Annotated in this window: 21 protein-coding genes and 1 pseudogene; 10 read left to right on the top strand and 12 right to left on the bottom strand. The window is 67.7% G+C overall.

What is annotated here, in order from left to right; translation table 11 throughout:
* Positions 1 to 32 precede the first annotated feature (32 nt).
* Together CWS39_RS14225 and CWS39_RS28875 are read right to left on the bottom strand one after the other, a co-directional pair.
* Entirely contained in the window at positions 33 to 1169 is a 1137-nt protein-coding gene (locus tag CWS39_RS14225; protein WP_102143572.1) for a glycerate kinase, read from the bottom strand.
* On the bottom strand, positions 1166 to 1312 hold the full coding sequence (locus tag CWS39_RS28875) for a hypothetical protein (RefSeq protein WP_158240349.1): 147 nt from the start codon (positions 1310 to 1312) through the stop codon (positions 1166 to 1168). Before CWS39_RS28875 ends, CWS39_RS14225 begins: the two co-directional genes overlap by 4 nt.
* Positions 1313 to 1632: 320 nt before the next feature.
* Here CWS39_RS28875 and CWS39_RS14215 point away from each other — a divergent pair, with 320 nt between their 5' ends.
* The 4 genes from CWS39_RS14215 to CWS39_RS14200 are packed head-to-tail and all read left to right on the top strand — an operon-like array spanning position 1633 to position 3480.
* Positions 1633 to 1857 (top strand): hypothetical protein, encoded by a 225-nt coding sequence (locus CWS39_RS14215; RefSeq protein ID WP_102143570.1) that lies wholly within the window; start codon positions 1633 to 1635, stop codon positions 1855 to 1857.
* Entirely contained in the window at positions 1854 to 2726 is an 873-nt protein-coding gene (locus CWS39_RS14210) for an oxygenase MpaB family protein (protein WP_102143569.1), read from the top strand. Before CWS39_RS14215 ends, CWS39_RS14210 begins: the two co-directional genes overlap by 4 nt.
* A gap of 10 nt (positions 2727 to 2736) precedes the next feature.
* Positions 2737 to 2994: a hypothetical protein gene (locus CWS39_RS14205; RefSeq protein ID WP_199178117.1), complete on the top strand. Its 258-nt coding sequence runs from the start codon at positions 2737 to 2739 to the stop codon at positions 2992 to 2994.
* A gap of 15 nt (positions 2995 to 3009) precedes the next feature.
* A complete protein-coding gene (locus CWS39_RS14200) occupies positions 3010 to 3480 on the top strand; it encodes a DUF309 domain-containing protein (protein WP_102143568.1) in 471 nt (156 codons plus the stop codon).
* Here the strand turns inward: CWS39_RS14200 and CWS39_RS14195 are convergent.
* Together CWS39_RS14195 and CWS39_RS14190 are read right to left on the bottom strand one after the other, a co-directional pair.
* Positions 3467 to 4843, bottom strand: coding sequence for an aspartate aminotransferase family protein (locus CWS39_RS14195; RefSeq protein ID WP_102143567.1), 1377 nt, complete (start codon positions 4841 to 4843; stop codon positions 3467 to 3469). The two genes, CWS39_RS14200 and CWS39_RS14195, sit on opposite strands and share 14 nt — an antisense overlap.
* A gap of 12 nt (positions 4844 to 4855) precedes the next feature.
* Positions 4856 to 6349 carry a CoA-acylating methylmalonate-semialdehyde dehydrogenase gene (locus tag CWS39_RS14190; RefSeq protein ID WP_102143566.1) on the bottom strand — a complete coding sequence of 498 codons (1494 nt, stop codon included), beginning with the start codon at positions 6347 to 6349 and terminating at the stop codon, positions 4856 to 4858.
* A gap of 106 nt (positions 6350 to 6455) precedes the next feature.
* Here CWS39_RS14190 and CWS39_RS14185 point away from each other — a divergent pair, with 106 nt between their 5' ends.
* Both CWS39_RS14185 and CWS39_RS14180 read left to right on the top strand, forming a co-directional pair.
* Positions 6456 to 8033, top strand: coding sequence for a PucR family transcriptional regulator (locus CWS39_RS14185; protein ID WP_431306129.1), 1578 nt, complete (start codon positions 6456 to 6458; stop codon positions 8031 to 8033).
* Between the two features lie 42 nt (positions 8034 to 8075).
* Positions 8076 to 9380, top strand: coding sequence for an MFS transporter (locus CWS39_RS14180; RefSeq protein ID WP_102143565.1), 1305 nt, complete (start codon positions 8076 to 8078; stop codon positions 9378 to 9380).
* Here CWS39_RS14180 and CWS39_RS14175 read toward each other — a convergent pair.
* A complete protein-coding gene (locus CWS39_RS14175) occupies positions 9377 to 9637 on the bottom strand; it encodes a hypothetical protein (RefSeq protein ID WP_102143564.1) in 261 nt (86 codons plus the stop codon). The two genes, CWS39_RS14180 and CWS39_RS14175, sit on opposite strands and share 4 nt — an antisense overlap.
* Before the next feature lie 162 nt (positions 9638 to 9799).
* Here CWS39_RS14175 and CWS39_RS14170 point away from each other — a divergent pair, with 162 nt between their 5' ends.
* Complete coding sequence (locus tag CWS39_RS14170) at positions 9800 to 10702, top strand: DMT family transporter (protein WP_199178116.1); 903 nt, start codon at positions 9800 to 9802, stop codon at positions 10700 to 10702.
* Positions 10703 to 10764: 62 nt separating this feature from the next.
* Positions 10765 to 12260 (top strand): annotated as a pseudogene (locus tag CWS39_RS14165) (cytochrome P450).
* On the opposite strand, the gene CWS39_RS14160 reads toward CWS39_RS14165, so the two are convergent.
* The gene (locus CWS39_RS14160; protein ID WP_102143563.1) at positions 12257 to 14392 is read right to left on the bottom strand and encodes an elongation factor G-like protein EF-G2; all 2136 of its coding nucleotides are present in this window, start codon (positions 14390 to 14392) and stop codon (positions 12257 to 12259) included. The pseudogene CWS39_RS14165 and the gene CWS39_RS14160 sit on opposite strands and share 4 nt — an antisense overlap.
* A gap of 196 nt (positions 14393 to 14588) precedes the next feature.
* Here CWS39_RS14160 and CWS39_RS14155 point away from each other — a divergent pair, with 196 nt between their 5' ends.
* Positions 14589 to 15500, top strand: a complete 912-nt coding sequence (locus tag CWS39_RS14155; RefSeq protein WP_102143562.1) for an alpha/beta hydrolase — start codon at positions 14589 to 14591, stop codon at positions 15498 to 15500.
* On the opposite strand, the gene CWS39_RS14150 is transcribed toward CWS39_RS14155, so the two are convergent.
* The 4 genes from CWS39_RS14150 to pyrE form a co-directional block, all read right to left on the bottom strand.
* Entirely contained in the window at positions 15489 to 16073 is a 585-nt protein-coding gene (locus tag CWS39_RS14150; RefSeq protein WP_102143561.1) for a TetR/AcrR family transcriptional regulator, read from the bottom strand. The genes CWS39_RS14155 and CWS39_RS14150 overlap by 12 nt on opposite strands.
* A gap of 3 nt (positions 16074 to 16076) precedes the next feature.
* Positions 16077 to 16484, bottom strand: coding sequence for a TIGR03668 family PPOX class F420-dependent oxidoreductase (locus CWS39_RS14145; protein ID WP_102143560.1), 408 nt, complete (start codon positions 16482 to 16484; stop codon positions 16077 to 16079).
* 13 nt (positions 16485 to 16497) lie between these two features.
* The gene (locus CWS39_RS14140; protein WP_102143559.1) at positions 16498 to 16980 is read right to left on the bottom strand and encodes a hypothetical protein; all 483 of its coding nucleotides are present in this window, start codon (positions 16978 to 16980) and stop codon (positions 16498 to 16500) included.
* A gap of 85 nt (positions 16981 to 17065) precedes the next feature.
* Positions 17066 to 17626 (bottom strand): orotate phosphoribosyltransferase, encoded by a 561-nt coding sequence (gene pyrE, locus CWS39_RS14135; RefSeq protein WP_102143558.1) that lies wholly within the window; start codon positions 17624 to 17626, stop codon positions 17066 to 17068.
* Between the two features lie 88 nt (positions 17627 to 17714).
* Here pyrE and mymT point away from each other — a divergent pair, with 88 nt between their 5' ends.
* Positions 17715 to 17888 carry a copper-binding metallothionein MymT gene (gene mymT / locus CWS39_RS29570; RefSeq protein ID WP_102143557.1) on the top strand — a complete coding sequence of 58 codons (174 nt, stop codon included), beginning with the start codon at positions 17715 to 17717 and terminating at the stop codon, positions 17886 to 17888.
* Here mymT and CWS39_RS14125 read toward each other — a convergent pair.
* Positions 17862 to 18686, bottom strand: a complete 825-nt coding sequence (locus CWS39_RS14125) for a HugZ family pyridoxamine 5'-phosphate oxidase (RefSeq protein ID WP_233213509.1) — start codon at positions 18684 to 18686, stop codon at positions 17862 to 17864. The two genes, mymT and CWS39_RS14125, sit on opposite strands and share 27 nt — an antisense overlap.
* 7 nt (positions 18687 to 18693) lie before the next feature.
* Complete coding sequence (locus CWS39_RS14120; protein WP_102143556.1) at positions 18694 to 19083, bottom strand: RodZ family helix-turn-helix domain-containing protein; 390 nt, start codon at positions 19081 to 19083, stop codon at positions 18694 to 18696.
* Positions 19084 to 19238 lie beyond the last annotated feature (155 nt).

Genomic DNA, 19238 nt, shown 5'->3' with positions numbered 1-19238 from the left:
GATGTGGCACAAATCCTCGGCATAAGGCGCTTTCAGGTCGCAGTGCCAATGAGTTCGCGGACGAATTCTGCGGCTGCTTGTTCGAGCGCCTGCGGGCCGCGACGCAGTGCTTCGTCGATCGGCGTACCGTCGGGCGTGATCGCGACGAGCCGATCCACACCGTGGTCGAGCAGTACCGTCGCGTCCGGCGCCACGCGGCCGCCGAAGATGACGACGTGGGCGCCTTGACGGCTGGCCAGCTGCGCCACCCCGAACGGCGTCTTGCCGAGCATGGTCTGTGCATCGACGCCGCCTTCGCCGGTGAAAACCCAGTCGGCGCCGCGAACGGCCCGCTCCAATCCGACCGTCTCGGCGACCACCTCGACGCCGGGTTTGCTTTCGGCGCCGAGGAATTCGAAAAAGGCGAAGCCGAGTCCGCCCGCCGCTCCGGCGCCAGGCGTGTCATGGCGCGCGTGCCCGAGTGTCGCCTCGGTGACCGACACCAGCCGCGAGAGGGCCGCGTCCAACAGTTCGACGTCGGCCGCCGTCGCGCCCTTCTGCGGGCCGAAGACTGCACTGGCACCGGTAGGTCCGAGCAAGGGTGCGTTGACGTCGCAGGCAACACGGATGTGCACGTCGCACAGCCGCGGGTCGAGGCCGTCGAGCACAATTCTGTCCAGGTCTTTCAGGCCGGCACCGCCCGGTGCGACGGGACGGCCGCTGGCGTCGAGGAACTTCGCACCCAGCGCCACCAGCATGCCGACGCCGGCGTCGTTGGTCGCCGACCCGCCCAGGCCGATGAGGAACTCCGTCGCGCCCCGATCGAGCGCGTTGGCGATGAGCTGCCCGACGCCGGATGAACTGGCGCGCAGGACATCCCGTTCGTTCGGCGCCACCAGTTCGAGCCCGGCGGCTGCGGCGATTTCGATCACCGCCAGCTTACGGTGAGCGACGTATCCGAACGTTGCTTCGGTAGGCCGCCCGAGTGGGTCCTGAAGCTCGACCGTGATCCGTTGGCCGTCAAGCGCATCCACCACCGCGTCGACCGTACCCTCGCCACCGTCGGCCATCGGCACGCCTACGCATTCGGCATCCGGCCGTACTGCGTGAATCCCGCGGCGCATCGCCTCGACCGCTACGGACGCGCTCATCGACTCCTTGAACGAGTCCGGCGCCAGAACGAATTTCACTGGACCGGGGTGGCGATGCCGGTATCGAGTTCGGCCCGGGCCGGCGGCTGTTCCTGCCCAACTGGGGTCGGAATGCCAAGCGAGCGTGTGTGTTCCAAGGCCCGATCGGTGAGCAGTCGGGACACGTAGATTAGTTCGGTCATGCGTGAACGCTCCCAGTTAGGTTTCGTTGACGGTGCTCAGCGGCAAGGCCCCGGTGACGGAGGACCACACCTGCCCGTACTCCCGCCACCGCTGCGAAACAGTATCCGGCCATTCGCGGCGGGGTGCGACCCCGTCGGCGGGCGGGGCCGCGTCGACGGCCGGCAATGTGCTGGGGACGATTTGCCCGCACCTCTCGGCAAGCACAAGCCGTCTGGCGCGCGTCAACTTGTGCTGACGCGCATCGGGGACATATGCACAGAACCGGCACGAGAAGCCTCAAAAGCCCATATCGACCGAGAATCACCATTAACATATTGGCGTGCTCACCGCAGTACGGAAGATCCTGACCTACGAGATGACGATCGCCGAGTGGATCGGCACGGCCGTGATCCTCGCAGTCCCGTACCTGTTCATCGGCGTGATCTGGGCCGGCACCCACACCGAGCATCTCTCCGAGTTGCAGGGGCTCGACCTGGTGGTGTCCTTCCTGGGCTCCGTCGCGTCGTGGCCCGTGCTGTTGTTCTCGAACGTGTGCATGACATGAGGCGGCTCTCGACCGCCGACTGCCGCATCGCGGTCAAGCGGCGCACCGCGCGCTGGGACAGCGGCGACGTCTCCGCGGCCGAGGCGATGGATTTCTGGTCGTTCGCGGCCGGCGCGGCCAACGTGATCATGCAACTGTCCTGGCCCGAGGTCGGCTACGGCGTAGTCGAAAGCAAGGTGGACTCCGGCAATCTGCTCAAACGCCCGTGGAAGCGCGCCCGCACCACCTTCCAGTATTTGGCCGTCGCGGTGTTGGGGACAGATGAGGACCGCGCTGCCTTCCGCGAGGCGGTCGACGGCGCGCACCGCCACGTGAAGTCCACCCCTGGAAGTCCGGTGAGCTACAACGCATTCGACCGCGAGCTGCAGATGTGGGTTGCCGCGTGCCTTTTCGTGGGCCTGGAGGACACCTACCAGTTGCTGCGCGGCGCGATGACGGCCGAACAGGCCGAGCAGTTCTACCGCTCGGCGTGGCCGTTGGGCACCACGCTGCAGGTCACCGAAGACCAGTGGCCACCCACCCGTGCGGATTTCGACGCGTACTGGACGACGGCCTGCCAACGGGTGACCATCGACGACACCGTGCGCCGCTATCTGCTCGACCTGGTGAATCTGAAGATGATCAACCCGTTGCTGCGCTTGCCATTTCGGCCGCTGTTGAAGTTCCTCACCGCGGGGTTCTTGGCGCCGGTGTTCCGTGACGCGATGGGCATGTCGTGGGGCAGCGGACAGCAGCGGCTCTTCGAATGGCTGTTTCTTCTCGTGGCGTTCGTCAACCGATTCTTGCCACCGTTCATCCGCCAGGGCGGCAGCTATATCTTGTTGGCCGATGTGCGCCGACGGGTGCGGGCTCACCGCGCACTGATCTGAGCGAGTGCACGTGAAGCAGTGGGTCCGTCGCATCCTCGGCCACAAGGTGAGCGTCGAGACGATGATCGAGACCGCGATGTGGCTCGCCGTCCCGTATCTCGTCATCGGCATGACGGTCGCGTTCTTCCACCCCGAACACATCCGGGCGATCGAAACCCAGCTGCAGGTCCAATTGCCCGCGGGCGCCAACTTGATCGCCCTGGGCGAGACAATCGTGCTGTGGCCGGTGCTGCTGTTCGCGCCCGCCCTGTGTCCCGTACCCGGCTAGCCGCATGATGAACATATGGCGGACCGTGATCGTGACGAGGCCGGTCGACCCCGCAGCGCTCGACCCCGCGACGCGCTGGGCAGGCCCTTGCCGCAGGGCAGCGAGGGCGTGCCGCGCATTCCAGATGATCTGGAGCTGACGCCGGCGGAGACGCTGACGTACGCACAGGATCTGCTCGATCGCGGGCTGGCGTTCAATGCCCACGAGGTGCTCGAGGCGGCGTGGAAGAACGGCCCCGACACCGAACGTCCGCTGTGGCAGGGCCTTGCGCAGCTCGCGGTCGGCATCACCCATGTGCAGCGGGGCAATATCCCCGGTGCGATCACGCTGCTGCGCCGCGGCTCGGCTCAGCTGGACGGGCCGGCGCCGTATGGGATCGACACCGCCGGCCTGATCGACTACGCCGAGCGACTGATCGCCGACCTCGAAGCCGGCGTGGAAACGACGCCGGACCGCCTGCGGCCCAGTCTCGTCAGAGCCCGGTAGCGCTCAGCGCATCATCGAGGATCGCCAGGCCCTCGCGCGCTTCTTCGTCGGTGACAGTGCAGGGCGGCACGACGTGGATTCGGTTGAAGTTCGCGAAGGGCAGCAGCCCGCGCTCCTTGCAGGCCGCGATCAATGCGTTCATCTCGGGACTCGACCCGCCGTACGGCGCCAACGGTTCACGGGTCGCGCGATCCTTGACCAGTTCGACGGCCCAGAACACGCCGGTGCCGCGCACCTCGCCGACAGCGGGGTGCCGCGAGGCGATGTCCCGCAGGCATGGACCGATGACGTCGTTGCCGATGCGCGCCGCGTTGTCGACGATGCCTTCGTCGTCCATCGCATTGATGGTCGCCACCGCCGCCGCGGTCGCCAGCGGGTGACCGGAATACGTCAAGCCACCGGGATAGGCGCGGTGCGCGAAGGTGTCCGCGATGGCGGGGCTGATCGCCACCCCACCGAGTGGCACATAACCGGAATTGACTCCCTTGGCGAATGTGAGCAGGTCCGGTGTGACGTCGAAATGGTCGACGGCGAACCACTTTCCGGACCGGCCAAACCCGGCCATGACCTCGTCGGCGATGAACACGATGCCGTGGCGGTCGCACAGCTCGCGCACACCGGCCAGGTAGCCCGGCGGCGGCACCATGATGCCGGCCGTGCCCGGAATCGACTCCAGCACAATCGCCGCGATGGTCGACGGTCCTTCGAGCCGGATCACATCCTCCAAATGAGTGAGGGCCCTTGACGTTTCCTCGGCCTCGGTGGTCGCGTGAAACTGTGTGCGGTACAGGAACGGTCCGAAAAAGTGCACCACTCCGCTGTTGCCGTAGTCGTTGGGCCAGCGGCGCGGATCCCCCGTCAGGTTGATCGCGGTGTCGGTGCCGCCGTGGTAGGAGCGATAGCGGGCAAGCACCTTGTAGCGGCCGGTGTGCAGGCGCGCCATGCGGACGGCATGTTCGATCGCGTCGGCGCCACCGTTGGTGAAGAATATCTTGTTCAGGTCACCGGGAGTGCGCTCGGCGATCAGCCGGGCCGCCTCGGAGCGGGCGGCGTTCGCGTGCTGCGGCGCGATCGTGCACAGTTTCGCAGCTTGGTCGGCAATGGCGGCAACGACTTTCGGATGCTGATGTCCGATGTTGGTGTTGACCAACTGCGACGAGAAGTCCAGCAGCCGGTTGCCGTCGCCGTCCCACACATATGAGCCCTGGGCGGCGACGATCGTCATCGGCGTGATTTCCGCCTGAGCCGACCACGAGTGGAACACATGCGCGCGATCCAATGCATACGCGCGCGCGGCTTCAGCCCTGGCCCGCTCCGCCGACAACCCGTTCGGGAGCACATAGGATTCCACAAGCGGTGTCATAGTCGTTGTCTCTCAGTAGTTTTGCGGGAAGCCGAGGTTGATGCCGCCATGCGACGGATCCAGCCACTTGGTGGTGACGACCTTGGCGCGGGTGAAGAAGTGCACCCCTTCGGTGCCGTGCGCGTGGGTGTCGCCAAACAGGGAGTTCTTCCAGCCGCCGAAGCTGTAGTAGGCCATCGGCACCGGGATGGGCACGTTGATGCCGACCATGCCGACCTCGACCTCGTTCTGGAAGCGCCGCGCGGCGCCGCCGTCGTTGGTGAAGATCGCAGTGCCGTTGCCGTACGGGTTGGCGTTGATCAACGCCAGCGCCTCGTCGTAGGTTTCGACGCGAACGACCGAGAGCACCGGGCCGAAGATCTCGTCGGTGTAGACACTCATCTCGGGAGTCACGTGGTCGATAAGCGTTGGGCCGAGCCAGAATCCGTCGTCGGCGCCGTCCACGCTGACGTTGCGGCCGTCGACGACGATCTTGGCTCCCTCGGCTTCGCCGGCGTCGATGTAGGAGGCGACCTTGTCGCGGTGGGCCTTGGTGACCAGCGGGCCCATGTCGGCGCCGCGGGTGCCGTCGCCGGTGGTGATGCCCGCGGCGCGTTCGGCGATCTTGGCGACCAGGTCGTCGGCGATCGGCCCGACGGCGACGGCCGCGGAGATGGCCATGCAGCGTTCGCCGGCCGAACCGAAGCCGGCGTTGACCATCGCGTCGGCGGCCAGGTCGAGATCGGCGTCGGGCAGGATCACCGCGTGGTTCTTGGCGCCGCCGAGCGCCTGGACGCGCTTACCGCGCGCGGTGGCCGTGGCGTACACGTACTGGGCGATGGGTGTTGATCCGACGAACGACACGGCCTTGATCTTCGGGTTGGTCAGCAGTTCGTCGACGGCGGTCTTGTCGCCGTGCAGCACGTTGAACACGCCGGCCGGCAGCCCGGCCTCGGCCCACAGTTCGGCGATCCAGTTGGCCGCTGACGGATCCTTCTCCGAGGGCTTGACGACGACGGTGTTGCCGGCGGCGATCGCGATGGGGAAGAACCACATCGGCACCATGGCCGGAAAGTTGAACGGGGAGATGATGCCGACCGGGCCCAACGGCTGGCGGATGGAGGCGACGTCGACGTTGGTCGACGCGTTCTCGGTCATCCCACCCTTGAGCAGATGCGGTATCCCGCAGGCGAATTCGACGACCTCCTGCCCGCGAGTCACCTCGCCGAGCGCATCGGAAAGCACCTTGCCGTGCTCGGCGGTGATGATCGCGGCCAGCTCCTCCTTGCGGGCGTTGAGCAGCTCGCGAAACGCAAACAGCACCTGCACGCGCTTGGTCAGCGAGGTGTCACGCCAGGCCGGGAACGCCGCGGCGGCGGCATCGATCACGTGGCGGGCATCCTCGACGTTGGCCGCCGCCACCTGCTTGGTCACCACGCCCGTCGCGGGGTTGGTCACGGGCAGGGTGGCGGTGGACGTGCCGGCGTAGGTCTTGCCGTCACACCAGTGCTGAAGAACGTCGGTCATGTGAGGACTCTCCTGGCGATCGGAATCGGGTCCTCATTACTGTGCGCGCTGCTGCGGTCGTTTCAGGCCTGCAGACTGTAAGCAATACGCAGCTTCGGCTTACACTATGTCGGTGATCCCTTCGGTCGCCGACGTCGTCGGTATGCCGGTTGTGCAGCGAGGAAACCCGCAGGTCATCAGCGCTGCCAACCTTGATCGGCCGGTGCGCTGGGTGCACGTCGGCGACTTGCCTGACCTGTCCAAGGTGCTTCAGGGCGGCGAGCTTGTGTTGACCACCGGCGCCGCGCTGCACAGCGACCCCGAGCGGTTTCTGCGGGGACTGCTCGAGGCGGGTGCGGCCGGCGTCGTCGTCGAGCTCGGCACACACATGACCGAGGTGCCCAGCGCCGTCGGGCAACTGGCGACCTCGCTGGAGCTGCCCCTGATCGCGTTGCATCGCGAGATCAAGTTCGTCGAAGTCACCGAAGCCGTGCACCGGATGATCGTGGCCGACCAGTACGAGGAGGTCGCCTTCGCGAGACGGGTGCACGAGAAGTTCACCGAGCTGAGCATGATGCGGGCGTCGCTGGCCGACATCGTCGCCGCCGCGGCGCAGATACTCGACGAACCCGTGGTTCTGGAAGATCTCGCGCATCAAGTGCTGGCGGTCTCGGCGGCGGGCGGCTCGACCGCGGTGGTGCTGCGGGACTGGGAGCGCCGGTCGCGGCTGACCCACGACGATTGGCTGGTGGCCGATGTCGGCCCGCGCGGCGAGCAGTGGGGACGCCTCATCGTCCCCCAACCGCCGGCGCATGTGCAGCGGTCAAAGATGGTGCTGGAGCGGGCTTCTCAGGCCCTCGCCATGAACCGGATGGCCGAGCAGGGCCGCTCGGGCCTGGAACACCAGGCGCACAGCGGGCTGGTCGACGACATTATGCGCGGGCGGATCACCGATGAGCGCGACGCGGCCGTGCGCGCGCACGCGCTGGGTCTGCGGCCGGCGGCGACGTACCACCCCGCGGTGGTGGCGGTGAGCGCAGCACGCCCGCGTCTGGATCCTGTTGCGGCGCAACGTCGCAACGTGGCGATCCTCGACGCTGTCGTGCATGCGGTGAAAAGCCTGGGGCACAGCGGGCTGTTCTCCGCGCGGCAGGACGGTGAAGTTGGTGTGGTGCTGGCCCTCAACGCCCGCCGAGGGACGCTCGATGAACTGGGCGAGGCGATCGGACACGAAGTGCGCCGTGGCGTCGCGGCGCGCAGAGTGGTCGTCGGAGTCGGGTCGAGCGCTCAGCTCATCACCGATGCCGTCCGCGGTCTCGGTGAAGCGGCCCACGTCGCCGAGGTCGCCATGTCGATGCCCGACGATCAGCGGGCGTACTATCGCGCCGCCGATGTGCGGCTGCGCGGGTTGCTCGCACTGCTGCGTGACGATCCGCGAGTGCAGAATTTCGCCGAGACCGAGTTGAAGGCGCTGTTGGCGGAGGATCTGCGCAGCGGGCAGAACAACCTCGAAGTGCTGCGGGCCTATCTGCAGAAGCCCGGCAACAAATCGGCAGTGGCGCAGCGGCTGCACATCAGCAGGCCGGCGCTCTATCAGCGGCTGGCCGATATTCAAAAGCTGTTGGGCGTCGACCTCGACGACGGGGAATCGCTGACGTCGCTGCATGCGGCGCTGCTCGTGCTCGACGCCAAGACGTCGGTCTAGAAGCACCTTCAGTAAGTCAGTCACTTGATTTAATGTGTAGCGGTGCAGCCCAGCGCGTCCACTGTTCGCAAGGTCATCACCGGCGCGTCCATCGGGAACGCCGTGGAGTGGTTTGACTTCGCCATCTACGGCTTCCTGGCCACCTTCATCGCCGCGAACTTCTTCCCGTCCGGCAACGAGACGGCCGCGTTGCTCAACACCTTCGCGATCTTCGCCGCCGCCTTCTTCACGCGGCCGCTGGGCGGATTCGTCTTCGGCCCACTGGGCGACCGGATCGGCCGGCAACGCGTGCTGGCCATCGTCATCCTGCTGATGTCGGCTGCCACATTGGGCATCGGACTGCTACCGACTTATGAGGCGATCGGCGTGGCGGCGCCCCTGCTGCTGCTCATCCTGCGATGCCTGCAGGGATTCTCGGCCGGCGGCGAATACGGTGGCGGCGCAGTGTATCTCGCGGAGTACTCGTCGGATGAGCGTCGCGGGATGATCGTCACCTTCATGGTGTGGTCCGGCGTGCTCGGATTCCTGCTCGGCTCGGTGACGGTCACCGTGCTGCAGACGCTGCTGCCCGCGGAGGCGATGGACAGCTACGGCTGGCGCATCCCGTTCCTGCTCGCCGGGCCGCTGGGCATCGTCGGCCTCTACATCCGATTGCGCCTCGACGACACCCCGGCCTTCGCAGAACTTAGCCAGACCCACACCGTCGCCGAGTCGCCGTTGCGGGAGGCGGCGCGCACCGCCCGGCTGCCGATTCTGCAGGTCATCGGGATGATGATCATCTTCAACGTCGGCTACTACATGGTCTTCACCTACCTGCCGACGTACTTCATCAAGACTCTGCATTTCAGCAAGACCGCCGCGTTCGCCTCCATCACGCTGGCCAGCTTGGTCGCGCTCGTGCTCATCCTGCCGCTCGCCGCGTTGTCAGATCGGGTAGGCCGACGGCCATTGCTCATCGCGGGCGCGCTTGGCTTCGCCGTCTTCGCGTATCCGCTGTTCTTGCTGCTCAATTCGGGATCCCTGGCCGCCGCGATCACTGCCCACTGCGCATTGGCCGTCATCGAGGCCGTCTTCGTGTCCACCGCGGTGGCCGCGGGCGTCGAGCTGTTCACCACCCGGGTGCGCTACAGCGGCTTCTCCATCGGCTACAACATCGCCGTCGCCGGATTCGGCGGCACCACGCCCTACGTCGTCACCTGGCTCACCGGCAGCACCGGCAACAACCTGGCCCCGGCGTTCTACGTGACGGCCGCGGCGCTGGTCTCACTCGCGACCGTCCTCACGATGCGCGAAACCGCGGCGCGCCCGCTGAAATCAGGCGTCGAGGCGCCCGCCGCGGTGGGCTAGCTGGCTTCGACCTGGGTATCGCGGCGCGGTTCGGTCGGCGCGATCTTGTCGTTCACCGTCGCGACGACGGAGTCCACCCGATGCACCGCCTTATCGAGACCGCCGCGCAGCTTGTCGCCGGCCTCGTCGACGTCGTCGGCGGCGCTGCGGAGGTAGGCGCGCACAGTGACGCGCAACCGCTCACCGCGCGCCCGCAACCGCTGACGCAACCGGTCGTCCACTTCGAGAGTGACGTACGGCAACAGGCGAAGTTTCATCTCGCGCTCCTGACGCTCAGTGCTTGAGCTCACAGTAGCGCGGCGCGCAGGGGTGGTGAAGGTGATGTGACTGCGGCCGCAGCGCGCGGCGCGACCGGGGACCCATCTACGGTGGACGGTGTTGTCGACAGACCGTGACGGCGCAGTGAGGGGTGTGAGGCGTTGGTGGGCCAGGGCGTTGTCGTCCTCTTGGCGTTGTGCGCAGCGATTTTCATGGCGATCGGCATCGTCGTCCGGCAGCGGGCCACCATGGACGTGCCGGCCGAACACGGCGTGAGCACCGTGATGATCTCCACGCTGCTACGCCGACGACTGTGGTGGGCGGGCACCGCGGCGGCCGTACTCGGCTACGTGTTCCAGGCGCTGGCCCTGATCAAAGGCTCGCTGATCCTGGTTCAGCCGCTGCTCGTTTCGGCCCTGCTGTTCGCGTTGCCGATGAGCGCCAAGCTGGCCCATCGCCGGGTCACGAAGGCCGAATGGGGCTGGGCCCTCCTGCTGACGATCGCGCTCGCGACGTTTGTCGTCTTGGCGCGGCCCAGCTCCGGTGACTACGAGGGCTCCGTGCCGGCGTCCATGCTCGCGACGGTCGTATGTGTCGCGATCGTCGTGACCTGCGTGGCGGTGGCGGTGCGCAAGATGGGGTGGCGGCGGGCGGTGCTGCTCGCCGTCGCGGTCGGCGTGTTGTTCGGTGTGGTCGCCGTGCTGACCAAGATCGTCATGCACTTCCTGGGCTCACGCAGCCTCTTGGCGTTGTTCGCAACCCCGGCGCCGTATCTGCTCGTCGTGCTCGCGGTGGTGGCGACGCTGTTGCAGCAGTCGGCCTTTCACGCCGGCGAACTGCACACCTCGGTGCCGACGATGCTGGTGCTCGAGCCCGTCGTCGCGGTCATCTTGGGGGCGGTGGTGCTCGGCGAGCATCTGACGGCGACCGGGCTGGAAGCCGTGGCACTGACGCTGGCCATCGTCGCCATGACGGCCGCCACCATCGCGCTGGGCCGCGACGAGGGCGCCTACGAGGAAGAACTCGAGGCCGAGGTGGCCCAGCACTCCCAGCACCCGGCTTAGCCCTAGACCCCAGTCGATACCGGCGGTACCGTATACCAGAGGTTCGATGGGGAGGTCGAGCGATGACGACGACGGAATTGCACCCACCCCGCTGGGCGCCCGCCTTCATCCGGTGGCAGCACACCGAGATCGGCTGGGTGAAGTCCTGGCGATACGCCCTCGGCGCGCTGTGGTCGGGGTACCGGCACACCATCTACGACTACGTGGCCCGCCTGCCCGGACAAGATGACATCGTCGTCGCGCGGGCGCCGCTGGCCAAGTTCGTGGTGGTGCGCAATCCCGACATCGCCCGCCACGTGCTGGTCTCCAACCAGGACAACTACGCCAAGAATGCCGAATATGACCTTCTCGCAGTGGCATTCGGGCGTGGCCTGGTCACCGATCTCAATGACGAACTGTGGCAACGCAATCGGCGACTGGTGCAGCCGATCTTCGCCAAGCGTCAGGTCGATTCGTTCGCGCCGCAGATGACGGCCGCCTGTGTGGCCGCCGCCGAGCGATGGGAACGCCATGCCGCGACGGGTGAGCCGCTCGACGTCGCGGCGGAGATGAACTATGTGACGCTGGACATCATCGCCCGCACCATGTTCGGCATCGACCTGTCCGACGACCTTGCCAAGCAGAGATGCGTGTCGACTTCGCCCGGCTGCTCACGCTTTTCGGGTACGGCTTCATCGGCGGGGCGAGCCGCCCGCTGCGGTGGTTCGCCGACCGGTTGGCGCGCTACGGGCCCGAGGAGCTGGCCGCGCGCTCGCCACGGCTGGCCATCCGCGCGCTGCGTCTGGGTGCTTCGGTCACCGCGCCGCGCACCATGCGCGGGCTGCGCCGCATCGAACGCGTCATCGACGGGCTGATCGCCGACTATCGCAGCGGCAAGATCGACCGCACCGACAACGTGCTGGCGCTGCTGATGGCCGCCCAGGATCCCGAAACCGGGTACCGCTACAGCGATGTGGAGGTCCGCGACGAGCTGATGACGTTCCTCGGCGCGGGGTTCGAGACCACCGCGGCTGCGCTGGCGTGGACGTGGTATCTGCTGTCGCAGAATCCCGACGCGCGCAAGCGTCTCAACGACGAGCTCGACGAGGTGCTGGGCGGGCGGGTGCCCACCGCCGAGGACGTCGACAACCTGCCGTGGACGAATGCCGTTGTCGCCGAATCGATGCGGGTGTACCCGCCGATCATGGGCGTGGCGCGGGTGGCCAAGGGCGATGACGTGCTCGGCGACTATCCGATCAAGGCGGGTACCAGCGTCGCGGTGCTGATGCACAGCATCCACCACAACAGCCGGGTCTGGGACAACCCGGAGGTGTTCGACCCGTCGCGCTTCCTCAAGGAAAACCAGCAACCGCGGCAGCGTCGCGCGCACATCCCGTTCGGTGCGGGCAAGCGGATGTGCATCGCATCGGGGTTCGCCAATTTCGAAGCGGCCCTGGTGGTTGCGACGTTGGCGCAGCGGTTCGAGCTCGACCTGGTGCCCGGTCAGCGGCTGCGCCGCGAGCTCACCTTCACCGGCGGTCCGGATGGCAAGCTGTTGATGACGGTGCGACGGCGCTAACCTGCCTTCACCTTCGCCGCCGCCGACTCCGGCATCGGCTCGTAACGCACGAACGAGCGGGTGAACGACGCCGCGCCGTGCGACAGCGACCGCAGGTCGATGGCGTAGCGCGTCAGCTCCACCTGCGGCACCTCGGCTTTGACCAGCGTGCGGTCGCCGACGTTCTCGGTGCCCAGCACCCGGCCCCGCCGGCCCGCAAGGTCTCCCATCACCGCCCCGACGAGGTCGTCGGACACCAGCACCGAGATCTCGTCGATGGGCTCGAGCAGGTTGATCTTGGTCGCCGCGGCGGCTTCGCGCAGCGCCAGTCCGCCGGCCATCTGGAATGCGAAGTCCGACGAGTCGACGCTGTGGGCCTTGCCGTCGAACAGCGTGACGCGGATGTCGACCACCGGATAGCCCGCGGCCACCCCCTTCTCCATCTGTGCGCGCACGCCCTTTTCCACGCTGGGGATGAAGTTGCGCGGCACCGCCCCGCCGACGACCTTGTCGACGAACTCGAAGCCGGTGCCCTCCGGCAGTGGCTCCACCTCGATGTCGCAGACCGCGTACTGGCCGTGTCCGCCCGACTGCTTGACATGCCGGCCGTGGCCTTTCGCCTTGCCCGCGAACGTTTCTCGCAGGGGCACGCGCAGTTCGACGGTGTCCACCGAGACGCCGTAGCGGCGGGCCAGCGCGTCGAGCACCACGCCGGCGTGCGCCTCACCCATGCACCACAACACGATCTGGTGCGTCTCCGGGTTCTGCTCGATGCGCAGCGTCGGATCCTCGGCGGCCAGCCGCTGTAGCCCCACCGACAGCTTGTCCTCGTCGGTCTTGGCGCGCGGCTGCACGGCGATCGGCAGCAGCGGCTCGGGCATCGTCCACGGTTTGAGCACCAGCGGGTCGGACTTGTCCGAGAGGGTGTCCCCGGTTTCGGCGCGGCTGAGCCGGCCGATCGCGCAGATGTCGCCGGCGATCACCTGCGGGGCCGGCCGCTGGTGCTTGCCGAGCGGGAAGGACAGCGTGCCGATGCGCTCGTCTTCGTCGTGGTCGGCGTGGCTGGACTCCCCGAAAAACGATGAAAAATGGCCCGACACATGCACGGTCATGTCGGGCCTGATGGTCCCGGAGAACACCCGGGTCAGGCTGACCCTGCCGACGTAGGGGTCCGACGTCGTCTTGACCACCTCGGCCAGCAGCGGGCCGGCGGGATCGCAGGTGATGCCGTCGCGGGGTTTGCCCTGCGGGGTGAACACCTCGGGCAGCTGGTGCTCCGGCGGCGACGGGAAGCCCTTGGTGGCGATCTCGAGCAGCTCCAAGGTGCCCACACCGGTGGTGCTGCACACCGGGATCACCGGGAAGAACGACCCGCGGGCAACCGCCTTCTCCAGGTCGTCGATGAGCACCGACTGGTCGATCTGCTCACCGCCGAGGTAGCGCTCCATCAGCGTCTCGTCCTCGGACTCCTCGATGATGCCCTCGATGAGGCTGCCGCGAAGGTCCTCGACCTTGTCGGCGAACGCGTCGTCCGGCGGGTGGGTAGTGCGTTTACCGTCCTTGTACTCGTAGTGCGTCAACGACAACAGCCCGATGAGGCCGGTGCAGGGGGTGTCGGCGGGGAAGTACAGCGGCAGCACCTTGTCGCCGAATGCGTTCTGTGCGGACGCCAAGGCGTTCTCGTAGCTGGCCCGGGCATGGTCGAGTTTGGTGATCACCACCGCGCGCGGCATGCCGACCTGACTGCACTCCAGCCACAGCGACTTCGTCGGCTCGTCGACGCCTTCGTTGGCCGCGATGACGAACAGCGCGCAGTCCGCGGCGCGCAGTCCGGCGCGCAGCTCACCGACGAAATCGGCGTATCCGGGGGTGTCGATGAGGTTGACCTTGATGCCCTCGTGCTTCAGCGGCGCCAGCGCCAAACCGACCGAACGCTGCTGGGCCACCTCGGCCTCGTCGTGGTCGCACACCGTGGTGCCCTCCACGACGGAGCCGGCGCGGGTAAGCACCCCGGCCGCCAGCAGCAGCGCGTCGACGAGAGTCGTCTTGCCGGCACCCGATGGCCCCACCAGCACCACGTTGCGGATGCCGGCCGGACTGTCCGCGGTGGGAGCGGCTCCGTTGCCTTGGGCAGTTGTCGTCTTGTCTGCCATGACTTTCCCTTCCGTTCAATCCCACAATTCCTGGCTGTGACACAGAGCACAAGCCTTCGGTTGACAGGAAATGTGAGCAGCGGCGACGGGCGCGCGGGGCGCGGCGCGTCGTGGCTGATCGCGGCGGGTCGACGACGGAAGGCCGAGCGGGCGAATGCGAGTTGTCGCGCGTGGTCGGTGGCCCGACGCTGGAGCCATGGAGTACGAGAAATACGCGACGTTCTTACCCGCCCGCTACCGCCCGGAACCGGCGATCGAACCGGCATCCACGTGGTGGCCGTGGCGGGGCCGCACGGTACACATCGCTCGCGCCGGCACCCGTGACAGCGCGGTGCGGGTGTTGGTGCTGCACGGCGCCGGCGGTCATGCAGGTGCGCTGTGGCCGTTCGCCGCGTTGGCGGCGCGCGAAGGCGCGGAGGTGCTGGTGCCCGACCTTCCGCTGTACGGCGACACGGTCGAGCCGCGGCCTGGATCGGTGCGCTACGACGACTGGGTTGATCTGTTGTGCGATCTGGTCCGCGCCGAACGCCGCGATGACGAGCGGCCGCTGATCGTGTTCGGCGCCAGCATGGGCGGCATGCTCGGCTACGAGGTCGCGGCGCGCACACGCGAGATCGCGCATGTGGTGGCGACGTGTCTGCTGGACCCCGTTGACCCGGACGCGCGGCGGGCGGCGGCGCGGATGTCGTTCGTCGGGCCGTCCGCGCCCGCGCTGATGCGGGCCATCGATCCGTTGGTCGGTCGCGTGCGCGTGCCCATCCGCTGGCTGGTGAACATGAACGCGATGAGCCGCAACCCCGACCTGTCGCGGCTGTGCGCGACCGACCCCAAGGGCGGTGGTGTGCGGGTGCCGCTGGGTTTCCTGTCGAGTTGGCTGAACTACCGCCACGCGCGGCCGGAGACGTTCGACGCAGCCCCCGTCACACTGGTGCACCCGGCCGCCGACGACTGGACACCCCCGGAGCTCAGCATCCGATTCCTTGATCGCATCCAGGGCCGAAAACAGTTGATGCTGCTGGAGAATTGCGGCCATTACCCCGTCGAGGAACCCGGAGTCGGGCAAGCTGAGGAGGCGCTGCGCGGCGTGCTCGACGGGCTAGTTGTCTAGCAGCTGTTCGACCAACCGCATCAGTTGATCGGTGTCGAGTTTGCGTCGGGTCTGCACCCGGTGCAGATGCCCGTCGACGGCGTGCACCACCGTCTGCGCGGTCGCTGATACGTCGTCGCCTCCACGGCCGCAGCGCCGGAGGTGGAACGCGACCTCGTCGGCGATGTGGTCTTCGAATGCGCGAAGCGCGGCGAGTTCGGCGTCTCGGGGGGCGAGACGGTGCATCAACCAGTGCAGGCTGGGGCGGTCGCGGTGCAGGTCGACGACTTCGTCGAGGATCGCGCGCATCGTCTCCTCGAACGGCGGCTGTTGTTCGCGCAGCTGTCGGAACACCTTCTCGAGCCGTTCACCGCCTTCCCGCACATGACGCTCGGCCAGGGCACGCAGCAGCGCCTGCTTGTTCGGAAAGTATTGGTAGAGCGAGCCAATGGAGACGCCCGCGCGCTCGGCGATGCGGTTGGTGGTGGTGGCGATGCCCTCGCGGTCGAACATCTGGGCGGCGGCCTCCAGCACCACGTCCACGGTTTCGCGGGACCGCAATTGGCGGGGCTTCTTTCGCGGCGCGTCGCTCATCGGTCAGGCCTGCCAGTGCGACCAGCGCCGCACCGCGATGGTGACGACCGGCCCGTCCAACGCAATGCGTTGGTACTGAAGGTATTTGCGCCGCAGCTCGGCGTAGCCCGTCGCCATCTCCTCGCCTCTGTAGTGGATGGCCGCGACGCCGTCGGCCCGCACCCACCACAGCTGCGACCAGTCGTCGGTGTAGTGGTCGACGAGCATGCTCACCTGCGGATTGTGTTCGATGTTGACCAGCCGGCGCAGCCGCGTCGTCGACTTCTTCTTGGCGTCGACGGCCGTGTACACCACCTCGCCGTGCACCGCGAACACCACCGGCACCAGATGCGGCGCGCCCTGCGGCCCGACTGTCGCCAGCGTTGCCACCGGCGCCTCGGCGAACATGCGCACGGGGTCGAACTCGACCATGAGCCCAGCCTATTCAGTTGCGGGGCCGACGTGGCTGCGGTGCCACGCTGATCGGCGACCGCGTCTGCGGTGTGCGCGTCACCCCGATCTCGGGTTCCTTTGTCTGGCGCGGCTGCTGTGTCCGGTAGACGGGCGTTCGCTCGGCCGGCGCCTCGGCGGTGGCCGCCGGTGTCGGCGGGGGAGCGGGGGGCGGCGGTGGCGGCTGACGGACCCGCGTCGGCGACGGCGCTGCGCTGGGCGCGGTCGGGGTGGCGGGCGCCGCCTCCTCTGGCGCAGGCGATGAACCGCGGAACGCCAGCAACACCACCGACACCACGATGGCCGCCGCGGCGAGCCCCGCCGCGATCAACGCCGTCATCGCCGGACCCGTGCGATACCACGGCTTGGGTGCCGGCTTGAAGTTCCAGGTGTTGACGTTGAACGCGTCGAACCGGGTGTCGTTGTCCCAGTCGTCATCGGATTCATCGGGTTCGGGTTCGGCCTGCAGTTCGACCACCCAATGATGTTAATTCCGTTGACGCTGCGCGCATGGCGCAAAAGTTCGAGTAGGTCGCGCCCTGCGCGCAGAGTCGACCAGGACGTCACGCCTGAATGGGTTCGATGCCCAGATCGCGATAGGTGACCAAAGCGACGTAGGGCACGTCGCGCTCGGCGAACAGTTTGGCGGCGGCCTCACCGCGGTCCACCATCGGGATCACGCCGGTGACGACGGCACCGGCCGCCGTGACGCGATCGAAGGCCAGTGCGGTGGACCCGCCGGTGCTGATGACGTCGTCGACAAGCAGCACCCGGGTGCCCGGCTCCAACCGGGTGCCCTCGATCCACTGCTCGCGCCCGCGGGACTTCTGCTCCTTGCGCACCGAGAACCACGCCTTGCCCGTCACCATCGCGACACCGTGCGCCAGCGGATCGGCGCCCATGGTGAGCCCGCCGACGGCGTCGAACTCGATCCCGTTCATCGCGGCCAACTCGGCGACCGCGCGGCTGACGATCGTCAACCGCTCGCCGGTGTCGACGGCGTACTTGCCGTCGATGTAGTCGTGGCTCAGCTGACCGCTGGCCAGTTTGAACGGCTCCTCGCGGTGCTCGTAGCCGCGGGTGCGGATCAGGTCAAAGGCCGCCTGCCAGGACTCCGGACGCATACCGGCGATCGTATTGCACGTGACTTCCCGCAGTTTCGGCCGAAGCGGAGCACGATGAGAGGCAGGTCCCGCCAGAAAGGGTGAAGCGATGGCCAATTACGAGTCGGGAACCTTGCTGACCTGTTCCCACATCGGCTGCCCGTGCCGGTTACGGGTGGAGGTTGAATGCCACTGCTCGGGCGCCACCGAGAGCTACCGGTGCACCTGTGGCGCGGAGATGGTGCCGGTCGAGGATTCAGTGGGAGCGGGCGCGGCGGACTAATTCCACTGTGGCCGCACGCAATTCGTCGATCGCCGAGATCGGCTCGACGTAGCCGACACGCGTGTAGGCGATGCCGCGTTCGGTGCTGACGCGCAGGTCGAGCCCGTAGCGGTCGACGCCGGTGCACGTCGCGGAGGTGGTGTCCGGGTAGCCGCCGAGCACCTTGGCCATCTCCACCAGCGCGTCGGCGTGGTCGGCGTTGAGATGCTCGATCGCCCCGGCGGCGAGGGGTTTGACGGGATCGGGCTCCGCGGCCGCGTAGGCCTCGCCCGTCGTCGAATCCATCCGGCCGTACCCGCCGACCCAGCGCACCCGCTGCACGCGCAGCACCCACACCGAGAAGTCGCTGTAGTCGATGTAGTACTTCGCCGCCGCGACCGCGGCCAGGTGCGCCTCGCGGGCGGCCGCCAGCTCATCGCCGGTGGGTTGCTCGGCGATGCCGGCCAGCGTGACGCGCGCGTTCGCAAGCGGGTCGGTTTCGGTGGTCGGCGCGACGATGGCGATGCTGGCGCGGGGATCGCCGGCCAGGTTGCGGCCGTGCTCGGCGAGGTTGGACACGCACAGCACCGGCGCGCCGCCGAGCAACCCGTAGGTGACGAACGATGCCCACGGATCGCCGTCGGCGGTCAGCGTCGCCAGGGTGCCGGTGTTCGTCGACGCCGCGATGGTGCGCGCCTCTTCGGCCGCCGACGGGCGCGCGGGATTGACGACGGACGTCAGCGGGGGCGGAGCCGAGGGCGCGTCGCCCGGGTCACCGTGGTCGCGGAGGCGACCGATCGAGCCTGAGTCTCGGGGCAATCTGGCATCAGCCGCCGAGCGCGGCGATGAGGTCCTTGATCTTGGAGGCCTCGTCCTCGGTGGCGGGCTCTTCGGCCTCGACCGCTTCGATGAGGTCCTTGCGCAGACCCACACCGTTGGCCGCTTCCTGCGTGGACAGCTTGGCCTTCTGGCGCGCGACGTACAGCCGCTGGCCCAGCGTGGCGCCCGGCCCTTCAGCCGCGGTGGCCATCAGCTCGTCGTAGGTGGTGCGCACGCCGCTGAGCGCGACGATCACCGACGGGGTGACGCGACTCTGGCCCGCGGCGTCGGACAGCGACTTCTGCAGCTTGCGCAGACCGGCGAGCACCACCGCCGCGCGGTCGGCGAACGCCGGGTCCCCGACATCGGGCAACGCGTCGATCGCGGCGGAGTACATATGCATCGCCGCATCGGCCAGACCAACAATTACCGGAGCTTCACCATCATTTGGCGCCGACTCAGCCACAGGCCACCCTCGTCGATATCCAGAAGTGAAGTCGCCAGCGCACACTGGCGACAAGATCAGACCGCCGAAACGCTATCCGGTTCCCG

The organism is Mycobacterium hubeiense (assembly GCF_002838065.1).
GTDB classification, from domain to species: domain Bacteria; phylum Actinomycetota; class Actinomycetes; order Mycobacteriales; family Mycobacteriaceae; genus Mycobacterium; species Mycobacterium hubeiense.
The sequence above is the reverse complement of the archived record's forward strand: the minus strand, read 5'-3'. Positions and strand labels throughout refer to the sequence as shown.